The organism is Agrobacterium cavarae, assembly GCF_004310285.1.
In the GTDB taxonomy this organism is placed as follows: domain Bacteria; phylum Pseudomonadota; class Alphaproteobacteria; order Rhizobiales; family Rhizobiaceae; genus Agrobacterium; species Agrobacterium cavarae.
This window is the reverse complement of the sequence record NZ_SISF01000032.1, coordinates 331,571-348,893: the sequence shown is the minus strand read 5'-3', so window position 1 is coordinate 348,893 and position 17,323 is coordinate 331,571. Positions and strand designations below refer to the sequence as shown.

Annotated in this window: 17 protein-coding genes; 12 read left to right on the top strand and 5 right to left on the bottom strand. The window is 58.1% G+C overall.

All coding sequences use genetic code 11. The features are described from left to right. Window positions 1-31 precede the first annotated feature (31 nt). From EYC79_RS17560 to EYC79_RS17535, 6 genes are all read left to right on the top strand, one after another. A complete protein-coding gene (locus tag EYC79_RS17560) occupies window positions 32-1,066 on the top strand; it encodes a Gfo/Idh/MocA family protein (RefSeq protein ID WP_130978786.1) in 1,035 nt (344 codons plus the stop codon). Window positions 1,067-1,074: 8 nt separating this feature from the next. After that, window positions 1,075-2,007, top strand: a complete 933-nt coding sequence (locus tag EYC79_RS17555; RefSeq protein ID WP_130978785.1) for a sugar phosphate isomerase/epimerase family protein — start codon at window positions 1,075-1,077, stop codon at window positions 2,005-2,007. A gap of 52 nt (window positions 2,008-2,059) precedes the next feature. Next, the gene (locus EYC79_RS17550) at window positions 2,060-3,265 is read left to right on the top strand and encodes an ABC transporter substrate-binding protein (protein ID WP_062600119.1); all 1,206 of its coding nucleotides are present in this window, start codon (window positions 2,060-2,062) and stop codon (window positions 3,263-3,265) included. 123 nt (window positions 3,266-3,388) lie between these two features. Beyond that, window positions 3,389-4,291 carry a carbohydrate ABC transporter permease gene (locus tag EYC79_RS17545; protein ID WP_062424015.1) on the top strand — a complete coding sequence of 301 codons (903 nt, stop codon included), beginning with the start codon at window positions 3,389-3,391 and terminating at the stop codon, window positions 4,289-4,291. Then, window positions 4,281-5,111, top strand: coding sequence for a carbohydrate ABC transporter permease (locus tag EYC79_RS17540; RefSeq protein WP_130978784.1), 831 nt, complete (start codon window positions 4,281-4,283; stop codon window positions 5,109-5,111). Before EYC79_RS17545 ends, EYC79_RS17540 begins: the two co-directional genes overlap by 11 nt. Further along, window positions 5,108-6,184: an ABC transporter ATP-binding protein gene (locus tag EYC79_RS17535; protein WP_130978783.1), complete on the top strand. Its 1,077-nt coding sequence runs from the start codon at window positions 5,108-5,110 to the stop codon at window positions 6,182-6,184. The genes EYC79_RS17540 and EYC79_RS17535 overlap by 4 nt, the downstream gene beginning before the upstream one ends. Before the next feature lie 3 nt (window positions 6,185-6,187). On the opposite strand, the gene EYC79_RS17530 is transcribed toward EYC79_RS17535, so the two are convergent. Continuing rightward, a complete protein-coding gene (locus EYC79_RS17530) occupies window positions 6,188-6,598 on the bottom strand; it encodes a TIGR02588 family protein (RefSeq protein WP_130978782.1) in 411 nt (136 codons plus the stop codon). Between the two features lie 7 nt (window positions 6,599-6,605). Next, window positions 6,606-7,454 (bottom strand): TIGR02587 family membrane protein, encoded by an 849-nt coding sequence (locus EYC79_RS17525; RefSeq protein WP_130978781.1) that lies wholly within the window; start codon window positions 7,452-7,454, stop codon window positions 6,606-6,608. A 209-nt stretch (window positions 7,455-7,663) separates the two neighbouring features. On the opposite strand from EYC79_RS17525, the gene minC reads away from it, so the two are divergent. The 6 genes from minC (at window position 7,664) to EYC79_RS17495 (ending at window position 13,928) form a co-directional block, all read left to right on the top strand. Continuing rightward, window positions 7,664-8,395: a septum site-determining protein MinC gene (minC, locus tag EYC79_RS17520; protein ID WP_165457067.1), complete on the top strand. Its 732-nt coding sequence runs from the start codon at window positions 7,664-7,666 to the stop codon at window positions 8,393-8,395. 30 nt (window positions 8,396-8,425) lie between these two features. Continuing rightward, on the top strand, window positions 8,426-9,238 hold the full coding sequence (gene minD / locus EYC79_RS17515) for a septum site-determining protein MinD (protein ID WP_062424020.1): 813 nt from the start codon (window positions 8,426-8,428) through the stop codon (window positions 9,236-9,238). Further along, window positions 9,235-9,495, top strand: a complete 261-nt coding sequence (gene minE / locus EYC79_RS17510; protein ID WP_130978779.1) for a cell division topological specificity factor MinE — start codon at window positions 9,235-9,237, stop codon at window positions 9,493-9,495. The genes minD and minE overlap by 4 nt, the downstream gene beginning before the upstream one ends. Window positions 9,496-9,609: 114 nt before the next feature. Beyond that, window positions 9,610-10,329 carry a GntR family transcriptional regulator gene (locus tag EYC79_RS17505; protein WP_130978778.1) on the top strand — a complete coding sequence of 240 codons (720 nt, stop codon included), beginning with the start codon at window positions 9,610-9,612 and terminating at the stop codon, window positions 10,327-10,329. Window positions 10,330-10,467: 138 nt separating this feature from the next. Further along, entirely contained in the window at window positions 10,468-11,403 is a 936-nt protein-coding gene (locus tag EYC79_RS17500; protein ID WP_130978777.1) for a dihydrodipicolinate synthase family protein, read from the top strand. A gap of 326 nt (window positions 11,404-11,729) precedes the next feature. Further along, window positions 11,730-13,928, top strand: coding sequence for a methyl-accepting chemotaxis protein (locus EYC79_RS17495; protein ID WP_062444993.1), 2,199 nt, complete (start codon window positions 11,730-11,732; stop codon window positions 13,926-13,928). 129 nt (window positions 13,929-14,057) lie between these two features. Here the strand turns inward: EYC79_RS17495 and EYC79_RS17490 are convergent, their stop codons facing one another. The 3 genes from EYC79_RS17490 to EYC79_RS17480 form a co-directional block, all read right to left on the bottom strand. Beyond that, window positions 14,058-15,158 carry an RHE_PE00001 family protein gene (locus tag EYC79_RS17490; protein ID WP_130978776.1) on the bottom strand — a complete coding sequence of 367 codons (1,101 nt, stop codon included), beginning with the start codon at window positions 15,156-15,158 and terminating at the stop codon, window positions 14,058-14,060. A 132-nt stretch (window positions 15,159-15,290) separates the two neighbouring features. Next, entirely contained in the window at window positions 15,291-16,604 is a 1,314-nt protein-coding gene (locus EYC79_RS17485; RefSeq protein WP_130978775.1) for an ATP-binding protein, read from the bottom strand. 37 nt (window positions 16,605-16,641) lie between these two features. Continuing rightward, window positions 16,642-17,295, bottom strand: a complete 654-nt coding sequence (locus EYC79_RS17480) for a response regulator (RefSeq protein ID WP_111847480.1) — start codon at window positions 17,293-17,295, stop codon at window positions 16,642-16,644. Between the last annotated feature and the right edge of the window lie 28 nt (window positions 17,296-17,323).

Sequence of the window (17,323 nt, the reverse complement as noted above, 5' to 3'; positions counted from 1 at the left end):
AGAGGAGTTTGCGGGCGGCAGGGAGGACAATGTGACATTGAATGCCGTTTTGTGCGGGTGCGGAGCTATGGCCAAAGGCTGGCTGCGCGCGATCGCCTCACATCCAGATTTGCAATCGTCGATCCGCATATGCGGCCTTGTCGATCTGAACGAGAAGGTCGCCCAGGCGCTGGCCGACGAGTTCGCGCTCCAGGACGTCGTTATCGGCAGCGATCTCGAAGACGTCCTCACCAAGACCAAAGCTGACGTGGTTTTCGATGTCGTCATCCCCGATGCCCGTTTCGGCGTGGTTGCTACTGGCCTTAAGGCTGGCTGCCATGTGTTGAGCGAAAAGCCGATGGCGCCTTCCCTAGAAGAGGCGAAGACGCTGCTGGAGCTTGCCAAAAGTGCCGGGAAAATCCACGCCATTGTTCAAAACAGGCGCTATATCAGGGGGATACGCCGCCTGCATCGCGCCGTTCAGGATGGCGTAATCGGGGAATTGACGGCCATTCATTGCGACTTCTTTCTGGCGCCGCACTTTGGCGGCTTCCGTGAGGAAATGCAAAATGTGTTGCTGCTGGATATGGCGATCCACACCTTCGATGCCGCGCGTTTCGTCGCCGACCAGAACCCGCTGGCGGTCTATTGCGTGGAGAGAAATCCAGCTGGCTCATGGTACGCCCATGGCGCATCGGCCAACGTCATCTTCGAACTTTCAAATGACGTCATCTTCACCTATCGCGGCTCGTGGTGCGCCGAAGGCGAGCGGACAAGCTGGGAAAGCACATGGCGGCTGGTCGGATCGAAGGGCATGATCCTTTGGGATGGTGAGGATGGTTTCTCGGCAAACGTAGCGGGAAGCGACGAAGGGCTTCTGCGCGGAACTTCTGCCGTAAACGTTTCTGAAAACGTGAATGAAGAGCAGACGGAAGGGCATGCCAGCGTGCTCTTGTCATTCCTGCGTGCCATCGAAAATGGGACGGTTCCAGAGACCGTCTCCTCCGACAATATCAAAAGCCTGGCCATGGTCATGGGCGCGATTGAAAGCGCCCGCACCGGTCAGCGTGTTGTTATCGAGATTTGAGGTCTAATATGAGCGATCCAGCAAAATCCGTCCGCATCGGCACCATGGTCAGTGCCACAAAAGGGGATGCCGCCGAGCGAATCTCGGAAATCGGCGACCTTGGATTCGAAAGCTTTGAGCCGTTCTTCTGGCAGACGACCAATGGCCAGGATCTTGCGGAACTTGGCAAACGCTGCGTCGAAGCCATCGGCGACCGCGACATCACCATTTCGACGCTCGGCATGTTCGGCAATCCGCTGGAAGAAACGGAGATGGACCTCCAGACCCTTCAAGGCTGGAAGGACTGCATCGACAACGCCCATCATTTTGGCGCCACCTGCGTGGCAGGCTTTACCGGCCGCGTCCGCGGCAAGCCCTTGCCGGAGAGCCTTCCACGCTACAGGGAAGTCTGGAGCGAACTGGCGAAGCGCGCTGCCGACAAGGGCGTGAAGATCGCCTTTGAAAACTGCGCCATGGACGGCAACTGGCAAACGGGTGACTGGAACATTGCTCACAATCCGGATGCCTGGGAACTGATGTTCAACGAGACGCCGGATTATAATATCGGTCTGGAGTGGGAGCCCTGCCACCAGATGGTCTACTTGATCGATCCGTTGCCGCAGATCCGCAAATGGGCGCACAAGATTTTCCACGTCCACGGCAAGGACGCGACCATCCGTTGGGACGTGATCAAGGAGCACGGCATCTTTGGCAAGCATCCCTTCGTCTTCATGCGCACGCCGGGCTTTGGCGACAGCAACTGGACCGACATCATTTCCGAGCTTCGGCTGGCCGGCTGGTCCGGCTCCATCGATATCGAAGGCTGGCATGATCCGGTCTATCGCGATCAGCTGGAAATGACGGGCCAGGTTCATGCGCTCAACTATCTGAAGCACAGCCGGGGAGGGTCCTTCGTCGATCTCGCCGCAGAATATGGAGGCGGCGACCCGTCGCTTTTGTAAGACTCAAGCCGGGGGGAACCGGCATCGCAATCATGATCAAAGGAGGAGTATCATGACTATTGCAAAGCTAATGGGTGCAGTTGCACTTGCCGCATTGTCGACGCCCGCATGGGCCGAGCAGGTTCAAATCAATCTCTGGACCGTCGATCGGCCGGGCGAATATCATTACAAGATGGCGGAGGAATTTTCCGCCAAGAACCCGGACATCAAGGTCAATGTCCGTTCGGTTCAGTTTCCGGACATGGTCAACGAGTTGGCGAAGGCCATGGCGACAGGCGAAGCGCCGGACGTCACCTATATCGACAACCCGGATGTCGCGCTCTTTGCATCGCGCAAGCTGCTGCTCGACATGAAGCCGATGATCGACAAAAGCTCGGTCATCAAGCTCGATCAGATCCTGCCTGGCCCGCTCGCCTCCGTCACCTACAAGGATGGCGTCTACGGCATTCCGCGCGGGGCGAACACCATCGCGCTCTACTACAATGCCGACATGTACAAGGCCGCAGGGCTCGACCCGGACAAGCCGCCGCAGACATGGAACGAGCTTTATGATGCCGCCAAGAAGCTGACGCAACCTGATAAGGGCGTTTATGGCTTGGCGTTCTCCGCCGCAGCGACCGAAGAAGGCACCTTCCAGTTCCTGCCATGGCTGCAGATGGCCGGCGGCGATTACAACAAGGTCAATGTTCCGGGCGGTGTGGAAGCGCTGACACTCTGGAAGAAGTTCATCGATGAGGGGCTTGCCTCCAAGGACACGCTGATCCGTGGCCAGTGGGACTCGACCGGTACCTTCAATGCCGGCAATGCCGCCATGAGCATTTCCGGCCCATGGGAACTGCCGCGCATGAGCAAGGACGCGAAATTCGATTATCGTGTCGCGATCCTGCCTGTTCCCAAGGAAGGAGCACCGCATGCTTCGGCCCTGGGTGAAGGCGACAACGTCATCGTTGCCAACTCCAAGCACCCCAAGGAAGCGTTCAAGTTCATCGAATATATGTATGAGCAGATGCCGCGCGTCTGGAACGACTTCGGCTATGTGCCCGCCTATCCGGTGAAGGTCGAGGATCCGAAATATCCACAGGCGTACAAGGTTTTCGAGGAGTCGATGAAGTTTGCGCGCAATCGCGGCCCCAGCCCCGATTGGTCGAAGATTTCAAAGGCGATCCAGACCGCGATCCAGACGACTCTGACCGGCCAGGCCACAGCGGAAAATGCGCTGACGACGGCGCAGAAGTCGATCGACAAGATCCTCAAATAGGCTGGACGTCCGGTCCTTTGATCGAGAGGCTGCGGGCGCGTCCACGTCCGCAGCCAGTTTCCAAACTGATGAAGCGCACGGTCCGACTTGGTGGAACGCGCATATGAGATGTCGGGAGGCGAAATGCTCCGTTTCAATCGAGTTTTCCGCGATGGTGGCGGGTTTGACAGCGCGCTCGTTCTGTTCGCGCTCGCCTATCTCGTTACATTTTCCGCTTTCCCGTTGATCTACAATCTGGTCATCTCGTTCCAGAGCGTCGATCTCTTCACCATTGCCACCTTCGACCGTCCGTTTGTCGGTCTCGATAACTACCGCGAAATCATCGACGATCCGTTGTTCATGCCGATCGTGCGCAACACCTTCCTGTTCGTTTTCCTGTCAGTCATCTTCCAACTGGGGATCGGCCTGGCGCTTGCATTGTTCTTCCGGCTCGATTTTCCAGGCGCCTCCTGGCTGCGGGGCCTGTTTCTTGCGGGCTGGATCATGCCGGGACTGGTGGTCGGTGCCATCTGGGGCTGGATTCTGGCCGGTGACTTCGGTGTGGTGAACTGGCTCCTGCAATCACTCGGTATCACCCAGCAGAAGATCTTCTGGCTCTCCGACCCATCGATCTCGATCTACTCCGTCATCATCGCCAATATCTGGCTCGGCGTTCCCTTCAACATGATCCTATTGTCGGTCGGTCTCGCCTCGATCCCCGATGACGTCTACGAGGCGGCGGAACTGGATGGAGCGACGCGCTTGCAGCGCTTCTTCACCATCACCCTGCCGATGATGCGGGCGCAGCTCGGTGCCGTCATTTCGCTTGGCATCATTTTCACCCTGCAGCAGTTCGACCTCTTTGCGGCGCTGACACAAGGCGGTCCGTCGAATGCCTCCAACGTGCTGCAATACTGGTCCTGGGAGCTTGCCTTCCGCGAATACCGCATCGGCCATGGCTCGGTTGTTTCCGTCGTGATGACCCTTCTGGTCATCGTCGTCGCCACCGCTTATGTCCGCTCGACGAGGCACGAACATGTTGTCTAGCACCCCCTGGAAACGCTGGCTTCTACTGGCCATTGCCGTCGCTATCGTCGCGATCTACCTCTTCCCGCTCTACTGGATGTATGTCACGGCGCTGAAGACCAACACCGAGACCTTCGCCAACCCGCCGACACTCTGGCCGCATCATCCCGAGTTGAAGGTTACCCGTGTCTGGAACGACATGGGCATGGATACCTTCATCCAGAACTCGCTGATCATCGCCTTCGGTACGGTCTCGCTCGTCGTGCTCTTCGGCACGGGTTGTGCCTATGCCCTAGCGCGTGTCCGCTCTGTCTGGATGGATCTCGCACTCTTCCTCGTTCTGATGCTGCAGGTCCTGCCGCCATCCCTGATGGTGAATCCGATCTTCGTCGCTTTCAGTCAGCTTGGCCTGCTGTCATGGCCGCGAACGGGCGTCATCCTGGCAACCGCTGCCAACAAGCTGCCGCTCTATATCGTTCTGGTGCGGGCAGCCTTCACCCAGGTGCCGCGCGAGCTCGAAGAGGCAGCCCTGGTGGATGGTAACAGCCGCATTGGTGCATTCCTTCGCATCTCGGTGCCGCTTGCCCGCAATGGCATACTGGTTTCGGCGATCCTCATCTTTCTTCAGTCGCTGGGCGAATATGTCTATTCGCGCTCGCTCATCACCGACAGGGCCTTCCAGCCTGCGACTGTCGGCCTGCAGTTCTTCGTCGGGCCGAATGCCTCCGACTGGACCGGCATCATGACCTTCGCGGCGATCTATGTAACGCCCATTCTCATCATCTTCGTCCTGCTTCAGCGCCGCATCGTCAGCGGCCTGACATCCGGAGCGCTCAAATGACATTGCAGATCGAATTGTCCGGCATCCAGAAACACTACGGCGCCTACCACGCGCTGCGCGGCATCGATATCGCCATCCCGAAAGGCCAGTTCGTGGCACTTGTCGGGCCGTCCGGCTGTGGCAAGTCGTCCTTGCTTCGCACCCTTGCGGGGCTGGAGACGATCTCGAGCGGCACAATCCGCATCGAAGGCGAAGATATCACCCGCCAGCCGCCGCGCATGCGCGATATCGCCATGGTGTTTCAGTCCTATGCGCTCTATCCGCATATGACAGTGGAAAAGAACCTCACCTATTCGCTGCGGCTGAAGGGTGTTTCCAAGGCCGAAGCACGCCGCAAGGCGGAGGAGATTGCCCAGATCACCGGCCTTACCACGCTTCTTGCCCGCTATCCGCGTGAGCTTTCCGGTGGCCAGCGCCAGCGCGTCGCAATGGGGCGGGCCATCATCCGCAATCCCAAGGCGTTTCTCTTCGACGAGCCGCTGTCCAATCTCGACGCGGCGCTTCGCGTTCACATGCGCGCTGAAATTCGCAAATTGCACAACAGCCTCGGAGCAACGTCTGTCTATGTCACACATGACCAGATCGAAGCCATGACCATGGCCGATCATGTCGTCGTCATGCGCGCCGGCGTGATCGAGCAGCAAGGCGCGCCGCTTGAGCTCTACGATCGACCGGTCAACCGCTTCGTCGCAGGGTTCATCGGCTCTCCGGCCATGAACTTTGTAGCGGCTATCGCCGCGGAAGACGGACGAACGCTGGTTTTGAATTTTGGTGGAAAGTCCGAACCTCAGACGATCATGTCCCCCGTCGCCTTCACGCCGGGCGCACGCGTGACCGTTGGTATCCGGCCGGAGCACATTACGCTCGCACCGCCCGGATCGTCGACGATCACCCTGCCGGTCGGCATTGTGGAAACCACAGGCTCCGCGACCTCGGTGACCACGGCGACGCAACCGGAAATGACGGTGGCGCTTCAGGGAAGAAGCAATGTGAAAGCGGGGGACAGCGTCGGCTTCAATATCGATCCAGCGTCGTTGCATCTGTTCGACCATGAAACCGAACAGCGGCTCTGATCTTCAAGGATCGGTAAAGCCTCCAACGCGCAGATCCAGCGTGCCCGATTGCGGATCGCTCTTAAAGAAGAGCGTCCCGTTGTCATGGGATTCGGCTGCAACATAATCGAAGGTCACATCCGCCGTATCCGTGGTTCCGTCTGTGCTGAGCAGCGTGCCGACCACATGCACCGTGGCGGCGGTTGTCTGGCTGACATTGTGGATATCGAAGTTCACCCTGAAGCCGTTGCTGGCAGGCTCCACCGAAACAACGGAGAGTTCGAAATCCGCTTTCGCGTCGTCATAGCGATAGATGTCCCATGAGATCCAGCCGAGCAGTGCTATCACGAGCAAAGATGAGATGATGCCGGTGACCCACTCGATCCAGTGGGGCGAGGATGTTTCCATCTGGCCGTCTGCGGAGGATTTGGTCATGGCGTTCTCATAGCACGAGGCGGGCCGAAGCAGCGCCGATAGCTGCGGGGAAACCCAAGATGACGACGGCTCCGACGATCTGCGACAGGGATGTTCCCGTCAGTCGTTCGAAGCTCCACAGGCAGTAGAGGCTGATGCCAAGCGCGATGACATAGCCCGGCATGGTAAAGCGGATGAAGGTGTGCCACCAGGCACTGTCTTCTGCATGACCGTGCCCGCCCTTGAAATGGAGGGCATAGACAAAACCATGCATCAGAGTGAGCGACAGGAGTACGGTGAGCAGCGTCTGATAGCGCGTGATCTTGTAGGCGATCAGGATCATTTCCTCAGTCGGCGCGACATTGAGCGCGAGGAAGAGAGCGCCGACCAGCATCATGAACAGCTCAATAAAGTAGCTGGTCTCCGTCTCGGCGTCGTCGCCTTCGTCATCGTCTTCGGAATGCATGCCAAGCTGGCTGCGGCCAAGAAGCGCGCCGATACTGGCGGGAACGGCCTGAAGCGCGATCTTTGCCACCGTCGTGCTCGTCGTCGCCTGGTCATTGATCAAGCCGAAGAGGGCAAGAATGGCGGCGCTGACGATTATTGCAAGGCCATAGGCCGTCACCGCGTCTCGGATAACTTCGATCCAGGAGGAGGTTTTCTCAAAGCCGACACGCTTTGCCAGCACCACCAGAAGCGGGATGTTGAGAACGCAGAGCAGTAGCAGTTTTTCCCGCGACATGTAGAAGCCGAGAAACCACAGCTCCATCGTCATCAACATGGGAAGCGCAAAGAGAAGCGCACCGCCCACGCCACGCGCGAGGCCGACCAGAAACTCCCGTTCCTTCGATGAATCCCGTGTCGCACTCTCGACCATTTTATCCCCCCGGAATAGGCCTATAACCTTCTGGATTGAGGCCGGTTCCCGCAGCCGCATAAGCAGGCTTTTTCACACGGATCGACCGACTCAGTCCGGTGCTCGGTCAAGGGGGTCTCGAAGTTAATTTTAGCCGCCGCTAAGGGCGCGCGTTAACCATTTGTTAACCAAATCACCGCTACCTCTCTATCAACGATTTCTTTACCAAGATGACCAAAGTGCTAACAGACTCGCGTTCGATCCGTATCAAGGGCCGCTCATTTCTGGCGGTCGTTCTTTCTCCCGAGTCGCCGCTGGATGTCTGGCTGGAGCGGCTGGACGATCTGGCAGCGCGCTCTGCCGGGTTCTTTCTGTCACGTCCGGTGGTGCTGGATGTGGCGGACCTGAAGCTCGACAAGGCAGGCCTGAAGTCCTTGCTTGCCGAGCTTTATAATCGCAACGTTGCCATCATGGGCATCGAGGGCGGACGCCCGTCGATGATCGAAACCGGCATGCCGCCCGCGCTCAAGGGCGGAAAGCCGGCCTCGGATGTCGAGGTTGAACCGGTGGCGCTTGCCGAGGTGGAAGCGCCGGCGGAGCAAAGAGCACCCGTGACCGAAATCCGCAGCGTCGTGCAGTCGCTGATGATCAGCGAGCCGGTGCGCTCGGGCCAGTCGATCATCTTCCCGGAAGGCGATGTGACGATCGTCGGTTCCGTCGCCTCCGGCGCAGAAGTGATCGCCGGTGGCTCGATCCATATTTACGGCGCGCTGCGCGGACGCGCCATGGCGGGCTCACTCGGCAACGCCTCTGCACGCATTTTCTGCAAGAAGCTGGAAGCCGAGCTTCTTGCCATCGACGGTGTTTACAAGGTTGCGGAAGATATCGACCCGAAGCTTCGGGGGCAGGCCGTCCAGCTCTGGCTGGAAAACGATACGATCAAGGCGGACAAACTCAATTAAGCCGTAAGCGGCAGGAAACAGGAGATCAGGATGGGGAAGGTAGTAGTCGTTACCTCCGGAAAGGGAGGCGTCGGAAAGACGACGTCGACCGCAGCCCTCGGTGCAGCGCTGGCACAGAACAAGGAAAAGGTCGTCGTCGTGGATTTCGACGTCGGTCTTCGCAACCTCGATCTGGTCATGGGTGCGGAACGTCGTGTGGTCTACGATCTGGTCAATGTCATTCAGGGCGACGCCAAGCTGACGCAGGCGCTCATCCGCGACAAGCGTCTCGATACGCTGTTCCTGCTGCCGGCTTCGCAAACGCGCGACAAGGACAATCTGACGCCGGAAGGTGTCGAGTGGGTCATCTCCGAACTCAAGAAGCATTTCGATTGGGTGATCTGCGATAGTCCGGCGGGTATCGAACGCGGCGCAACGCTTGCCATGCGTCACGCGGATATCGCCGTCGTCGTGACCAATCCGGAAGTCTCGTCCGTGCGTGACTCCGACCGCATCATCGGCCTTCTCGATTCCAAGACGATCAAGGCTGAACGGGGCGAGCGGATGGAAAAGCACCTGCTTCTGACGCGTTACGATGCCGCCCGCGCCGAGCGCGGCGACATGCTAAAGGTCGATGACGTTCTGGAAATCCTCTCCATTCCGCTGATCGGCATCATTCCCGAAAGCATGGACGTGCTGCGCGCTTCCAACGTTGGTGCACCGGTCACGCTTGCCGATGCCAAGTCGGCGCCAGCCATGGCCTATTTCGATGCGGCACGACGTCTGTCGGGCGAAGACATTCCGGTTTCCATTCCCGGCGAAAAGCGCGGCATCTTTGCCAAGATTTTCGGGAGGGCCGCATGAGCATCTTCAACCTTTTCCGCAAACAGAAGTCCGCACCCGTCGCACGCGAACGGTTGCAAGTCCTTCTTGCGCATGAGCGCACCAATCAGAGTTCGGATCTGGTCGTCATTCTGCGTGAGGAAATTCTGGCGGCGATCGCCAAGCATGTGCAGATCGATAGCGATAAGGTCCATGTCAAAATGGACAGCGACGAGCATATGTCGCTTCTGGAAATCGATGTCGAAATTCCATTGAGCGCGTCGCTTCGCGCTGCCTAACTCGATCAAGATAACGCCGGGCACTGTCCCGGCGTTGTCATTGGGCGGTTTGACCTTTCCCTCAGGTGCGATTCTGGACTAAGCCTGTCTTGATCGAGACTGAAGGGTGGTTTGATGGCAGAGGTGGAGAAGGCGGACGAGCGGGAAAAACAGACCCACCGACGAGGCTTTGGCGTTTCCACCGTCTACGAGAAGCTACGCAATGAGATCATCGAATTGCGGCTTGCGCCCGGCAGTCCGATCGATGAACTGCAACTCTCCGAACGTTTCTCGCTGTCGCGCACGCCCATTCGTGAGGCGCTGGTTCGTCTTTCCGCCGAAGGACTGATCACGACGCTGACCAACCGCGCGACTATCGTCTCGCAGATCGATTTTCTCGGATTGCCGGAATTCTTCGACGCGTTGACCCTGATGTATCGCGTTACGACTCGGCTTGCTGCGGCCAATCACACAGAGGCGGATATCGCGCAGATCCGCACCCTGCAAAGCGCCTTTGCATTGGCTGTCGAAGAACGCGACGCGCTAGCGATGATCTCCACCAACCGCGATTTTCACGTTGCGATCGCGCAAGCCGGTGGCAATCGTCATTACGTCGAACTCTTCACTCGGTTGCTCGATGAAGGACGGCGCATCCTTCGCCTCTACTACTCCTCCTTCAACGATGTCCTGCCCAACCAATATGTCAGCGAGCATGAGGACATGATTCAGGCGATCATCGACCGGGACGTCGAAAAGGCGGATGCGCTTGCCAGAGCGCATGCCGATCAGATTGTCAAACAGATCCGCTCCTACATCACGGCCGATACCCGCCAGAGCGCCAATCTCAGCTTTTAAATTCAAAAAGCGCGCCTTGGCGGAACGCCCAGCATTTGCGCCCAGATTTCATGTATTTTATTTGTCGACAAGATCAAAATCCGGTGCTACAAGGGATGCACATCAGGCGGCTATGGTGCCGCAAAAGGATTGGAAACCATGGCCAGCACGATCTTCACCGGATGCATCCCCGCCCTCATGACGCCCTGTAAGGCGGACAGAACGCCTGACTTCGACCTGCTTGTGAAGAAGGGCAAGGAACTCATCGCGGCCGGAATGTCGGCAGTCGTCTACTGCGGCTCTATGGGCGATTGGCCGCTGTTGACAGACGAGCAGCGCCAGGAAGGCGTGCAGCGTCTTGCTGAAGCGGGTGTTCCCGTCATCGTCGGCACCGGCGCCATCAACACCAAGTCGGCCGTCAGCCACGCTGCTCACGCTGCAAAGGTCGGCGCCAAGGGCTTGATGGTCATTCCGCGCGTTCTCTCCCGCGGTTCTTCCGTTTCTGCACAGAAGGCACACTTCTCCGCCATTCTTGAAGCGGCAAACGGACTTCCGGCGGTGATCTACAACAGCCCCTATTATGGCTTTGCGACCCGAGCTGATCTGTTTTTCGATCTGCGCTCGCGCTATTCGAACCTCATCGGCTTCAAGGAATTCGGCGGCAAGCAGGACATGACCTATGCTGCAGAAAACATCACCGCCGGCGACGATGATCTGACCCTGATGGTCGGCGTCGATACGGGCGTCTACCACGGCTTCGTCAACTGCGGTGCAGGCGGTGCCATCACCGGCATCGGTAACGCGCTGCCGAAGGAAGTGCTGCATCTGGTCGCTCTGTGCGAAAAGGCCGCCAAGGGCGATGCGGCAGCACGTGCCGAAGCGCGCGAGCTGGAAGAGGCGCTGACGGTGCTCTCGACCTATGACGAAGGTCCAGACCTCGTTCTACACTACAAGTATCTGATGGTTCTGAACGGCGATACCGAATACACGCTGCATTTCAACGAAACGGATGAATTGAGCGCCTCGCAGCGCCGTCATCTGGAAAGCCAGTACACCTTGTTCCAAAACTGGTACGCATCGCGTTACTCGGCGTGACGATTACCGACTTGGATGCGAGACGCGATTGCTAAGAATTGCGCTGTGCATCAAGTCTCATTCTTCACCCTATACTTTACGGTTCAAAGATATAGCAGGCGGCCAGACGAGGGCCGCCTCTTTTTTATTTCAGACCTGGAAGCGGAAACTGATTTGCCGATCGCGATGGAATAGAGTTCAAGCAGAAGATAACGCGTTTCGCTTAAGCTCAGAGGCGATCATGCAAAATTCCTAAATGCCAGACAGCACTATTCTTTTTGCGGTTTGTTTGCGAATTGTTTAAAATCTTACATTAACGTCGCCCCAAATTTAGAGGGGCTCGTCGCATGAAGAAGATTCTCAATTCCGTTTCCGGAAAGCTTATCTTAGCTACCGGAACAGCTATTGCCGGCATCATGATTGCTTACACTGCTGTCAACGTGATGAACGTGAAATCAGCGACCGAGCGTGACGTGATGGCGCTCGCAACCGAGAAGGCTGCTTCAGTCAGCGAGAAGATCGCTGGAGACATTTCCGTCGCAACATCCGCAGGCGCAACGCTTGCTGCCACGATCGGTGGCTTCATCGAAAACGGTTCGCGCAGCCGCGCCGACATCGTTTCAATGATCGAGACCGTCGCGCCGCAATATCCGAACGTCTTTGGCGCGTGGATGTGTGAACTGATCGACGGCAAGAGCCCGAAGCCGACGGTCGGCAAGGAAGCTCTGAACGAGGAGGGCATCTTCACGCCCTACTGGACAAAGGATGACAGTGGCAAGATCGGTCTCTCAACCTGGAAGATCAAGCCAGAGGACGAATATTACGGCGGTGTGGTGAAGACCGGTAAACCGCTTATCACGTCGCCCTATCTGACCAACACGAAGCAGCTCGTCACCTCCGTCTCCGTGCCAGTCAAGGCCGCTGGAACGATGGTCGGCATCGCCGGCGTTGATATCAAGCTCGGCGATCTGACAAAGAGCTTGGCCCAGATCAAGCCGTTCGAAGGTGGCGACGTCATGCTGGTCGCGAACAACGGTAAGTGGCTCGCCCACGACAACGCCGACAATCTGATGAAGGATTATTCCGATGTCGGCGCCGATCTCGTCAAGCAGGCCTTGGCCGACGGCAAGATGCGTGTGATCGAGGGTCTCCCGGACGGTTCTGTCCGTCTCGTCTACCCCTTCACGGCACCCGGCATGAACACCACCTGGGCGACGGTCCTGGATGTGCCTTCGGCCGTCTTCTCCGGGCCAGTCTGGCAGCAGATCTACAGCATGCTGATCGGTGGCCTGATCATTCTCGCAGTGACGCTTGGCGTGATCCTCGTTGCCACACAGATCCTGATCAAGAAGCCTCTGACATCCGTTCTGGGTTCCGTCGGCAAGATGGCCAATGGCAATTACAAGGATCAGGTCGCCCAGACGGGCAAGCAGGATGAACTTGGCAATCTGGCCGCATCACTTGAAAAGTTCCGCTTCGCGCTTGCCCGCGGCGAAGACGTCCAGGCCGAGCAGGAAGAACTCCAGCGCCAGGTCGAAACCGATCGCAAGCGTCAAAGCGACATCGACAATGCCAAGGCTGAAGATCTTCGACACTTCGTCGAGCTGGTTCAGAGCCGCTTGAATTCTCTGGCAAGCGGCGACCTGACGGTTCGCATGAACGAGAAGGTCGCTCCTGAATTCGACACGATCCGCCAGAATTTCAACATCTCGGTATCTGCGCTGGAAGAGACGATCAGCAATGTCGTGAGCGCAGTCTACACGATTCGCTCGGGTCTAAGCGAAATCTCCACCGCGTCGAACGATCTGGCTCGCCGTACCGAGCAGCAGGCCGCCGCTCTGGAAGAGACCGTTGCAGCCCTAAGCGAGGTCACTCGTGGTGTGAACGATACGGCCGATGGTGCAACGGATGCGCAAAAGACCGTCAACGGCGCCAGGGCGGATGCTGAAAAGGGTGGCGACGTCGTTGCCCGCGCCGTCGCAGCGATGACCGAAATCCAAGGATCGTCCAGCAAGATCGGCAACATCATCAGCGTCATCGATGAAATCGCATTCCAGACCAACCTTCTGGCGCTGAATGCGGGTGTCGAAGCCGCACGCGCTGGCGAAGCAGGCAAGGGCTTTGCGGTGGTCGCGCAGGAAGTGCGTGAACTGGCGCAGCGCTCCGCCAATGCGGCGAAGGAGATCAAGGGCTTGATCTCCACCTCGTCCAGCCAGGTCGAAACCGGCGTTCATCTGGTTGAAGAAACGGGCGATTCGCTTGGCAAGATCGTCAAACAGGTTCTCGGCATGAGCCAGACCATCAACCAGATTGCGGCCGGTGCCCGTGAGCAGGCTGTCAGCTTGAAGGAAGTCTCGTCGGCCGCCGATCAGATGGATAAGGTGACGCAGCAGAACGCAGCGATGGTGGAAGAAACCACCGCAGCTGCTCAAAGCCTGTCGCAGGAAACCGAAAACCTCGCCAGCATGGTGGGACGCTTCCGCGTCAGCGCAGATACGAGGCTCGCCTCGAACTCGTCCCACGCACGCTACGCCATGGCAAGCTGATCTGCGATTTAGAAACGAGAGCCCCTTGCATCCTTTGGTACGCACGGGGCTTTATCTTTTTGATTCGACGCATCGTGCTTTCCAGAAATCGGTTCCGATTTTCGGGCCGATGCCGTAGCGGCGAGGAGCTTACAAAATCCCCCAGGCCCTGAAACGTCCGCGACCCGTCATTTCGCGCAGCTCCAGCTGGTTGGCAAGGACCATCGCGCCCTGTGGCGTGGTACCAAGTTCCTTGACGATCATGGATGTGGAGACGACTGGGTTTGCCAGAACCAGTTCGACCAGATCCGGCAGTCGCGAATTTGACCGCTTTCCGACCAACCGTCTTTCCATCCGGCTTTTGCCGTTCAGAAGACGGTCGTGTTCCTTCATGCCGAGTTCGGCCGCCTCGATCATTCCATCAAGGATCGCGACCAGTCGTTCTTCCTGATCGCGCGAATGGCGCCGTTCTCTGTGAATGGCGCGAAGTCCGCTGTTGAGCGCTGGCAGGATCGTTAAACCACTGGCACGCAGCGACGCGGCTGAGAGTTGCCGACCCAGCCACGGGCTTCGGTCTGAAACCTGGATATCGCGCCAGGCATCGAGAAGAATGGCAGCCTGCAGCGCCGCCGGATAGTCCGAATAGCGATCGACAAGCTTCCGCCACCGATGAAGTCGTTCTTCTTCGCTATCCTCATCGGACTGTTCGCCGGCAGGGCTGTGGATCGACGTCTCCGACTGGCTGCGATAGCTCAAGGCATCTGCGACAAGAGCGGTGCTGCGTGACAGCACGGCGTCCATCTGAGCCAACTCATCGGCAAGAGCTTTGTCCGCATCGTCTGGCTCTTCGAAGTCCGCCTCTTCGCCATCCGAAACCAGGTTTGATGGGGCGGCCTGCGGCTGGACGTTCTTTCCGCGAAGGAGGTCGATGCCGTGATCGCTCAGCGCCCATTGCGGCGGATGACTTTCCATCAGCCGCCTTGCCCTCAGAATGCGGTGGGCATTGACGATCTCGTTCGTCGGGGCTCGAATGTCCATACGTGCATCGTGCAAGACGAGATCCTCGACATGGACCAGTTCTCCATCGACCCAAAGCGAGGAAACGGCATCATGGAAGTTCTGTCGCTGCAGAAATCCGTCTCTGATCGGAGATCGGCTGACCCTTTCATCGAGACGCGCCAAAGCCTCGCCAGCCCGCGTCACGGACTGCAGGAGCCTTGTGGCTTTCAATAAGGAGAACTCATAGGTCATTGGAATCACTTAAAGGACAGACCGGAATGAAAGCAATCCTGGCTGTTCACTTTCAACCGATGTTTACATTCAACCGATGTTCACATCCAAGAAGATTAAAGTCTAAGAGGCCTTGGAATCATCTCCTGGGCCTCACGCCTGCTTCGGCAGATCGATCTTCGCTTCGAAGCCCTGTTCTCGACCTGGGGCGGGCGAGGATAGTGTGAGCGACGCATTCATGCGCTTTGCCAGATTGTCGACGATCGCAAGGCCGAGACCGGACCCAGACGCCTGGGTTTGGCCGCGCATGAAGCGGGTTGTCAGTCTCGGCAGGAGTGCTGGATCGATCGGCGTCCCGTCATTGACGATCCGAATGGACCTGTTCTTATCGACATAGATATCGACCGGCGAATCTTCGGGACTATGCGTCAGCGCATTTTCCAGGAGATTTCGAATGACGATACCGAAAGCGTCCGGATCGACCTTGGCTTTCAGCGGCCCGTCCTCTGGGAGGTGCAGGTGGATGCGTCCGGCGCCAAGTTCTGAGCGGCTCATATCCTCTACCACGAGTTCCAGTACCGGGAGAAGATCGATGATCGTATCGGAAATGCCGATACCGGCCTCCGCGCGCGACATTTGCAAAAGCTTCTCGGACAGTTGCGCGAGATTGGAGAGCGACAATTCGATCTGATCGACACGCGGGGCAAGGTGTGGTGGAATATCTGCCTTCAGACGCTGCGCCTGGGCAAGCGCTCCGGCAATCGGCGTTCGCAATTCATGCGCGCTGTTGGAGGCGAAGGAACGCTCTGCCTCTAGCGCTGAACGCAACCTCTCGAGCAGCAGATTGACCGAGCGGGCGATCGGATCCAGCTCTGTCGGAAGGCAACCGGAATCGACCGGCGCAAGATTGCCGCCATCCTTGCGGGCAATGTCGTCTCTCAGCGTCTGGATCGGCACCAACGTGCGACGGATGACGAGAATGACGGCAATGATGCTGGCCGGGATGAGAACTAGGACGGGAAGGATGAGCGCCGTGGACGCTTCCTCAATCGCTTCGCGGCGATTGGCGAAAGCGTCGGCCACCTGAAGATAGAGATCTCCCTCCGGCGTGACCACGGTGTAAATTCGTTGGGTATCCGTATCGGCAAAACCAGGCCTCAGTGGCACATCGAAGCCTTCTCTGGCGCTCTCATGAGAGTGCAGCAAAACAGCACCGTCGCGATCGCGCACCTGATAGGTCAGATATTCCGAGCCGGTCGTCGGCTGGCCGAGACGCCGTTGCGCTTCGGGGCTGCGTTCGCGAAGATCCTCTGCGACGAGCGGTAGCAGCCGGTCGGCTGTTTCCTGAACGCCGCTGTCGAAGATTTCAGCAAACTCTTCCTCCATGACCATCACGCCAAGGGCAGATGCGACCATCCAGGAAATAGCCAGCACGCTGACCAGCGCGAGCACCATCCGGCGCGTCATGCTCGTTTTACGAGGCCCCGTTTTAAACGGTATGAGATCAGCGAATTGTATAACCAAGCCCTCTTACGGTTTCCACGCGATCCGAACCGATCTTCTTGCGCAGCCGACTGATATAGACCTCGACAGTGTTGCTTTCGATTTCAGCGCCGAACTCATACAAGGTTTCCTGCAGCTGCGCTTTCGAGATCAGCGCGCCCGGTCTCTCGACGAGCTTTTCCAGCACCGCCCATTCCCGCGCACTCAGCGTCAGTGAGCGGTCGTTGACCGTAATACTTTTCGCCGCCTGATCGATTTCAATACCTGGCAATCTGACGATCGGCGTCGAGCGTCCCTCGTAACGGCGGGACACGGCAAGCATCCGGGCTGTCAGTTCGCCAAGATTGAACGGTTTGACCAGATAGTCGTCCGCCCCGGCATTCAGGCCTTCGATCCGGTCTGAGACCTGATCATGGGCAGTCAGGATGATCACGGGGACGGCATTGTTCGCTTTTCGCAATGCCCGCAAGAGGCCGAGCCCCTCGCCATCGGGAAGACGCAAGTCCAGCAGGATGAGACCATAGCTCACGGTCTCGGTCGCGGCCATGGCTTCGCCCAATGTCTTGAACCAATCCACGGCATGCCCTGCTGCCGCCACGTGATCCCTTAGTGCTTCTCCCAGCACATGATCGTCTTCAACCAGCAGAACGCGCACACCGACCTCACTCCCGAACTGCCAATGC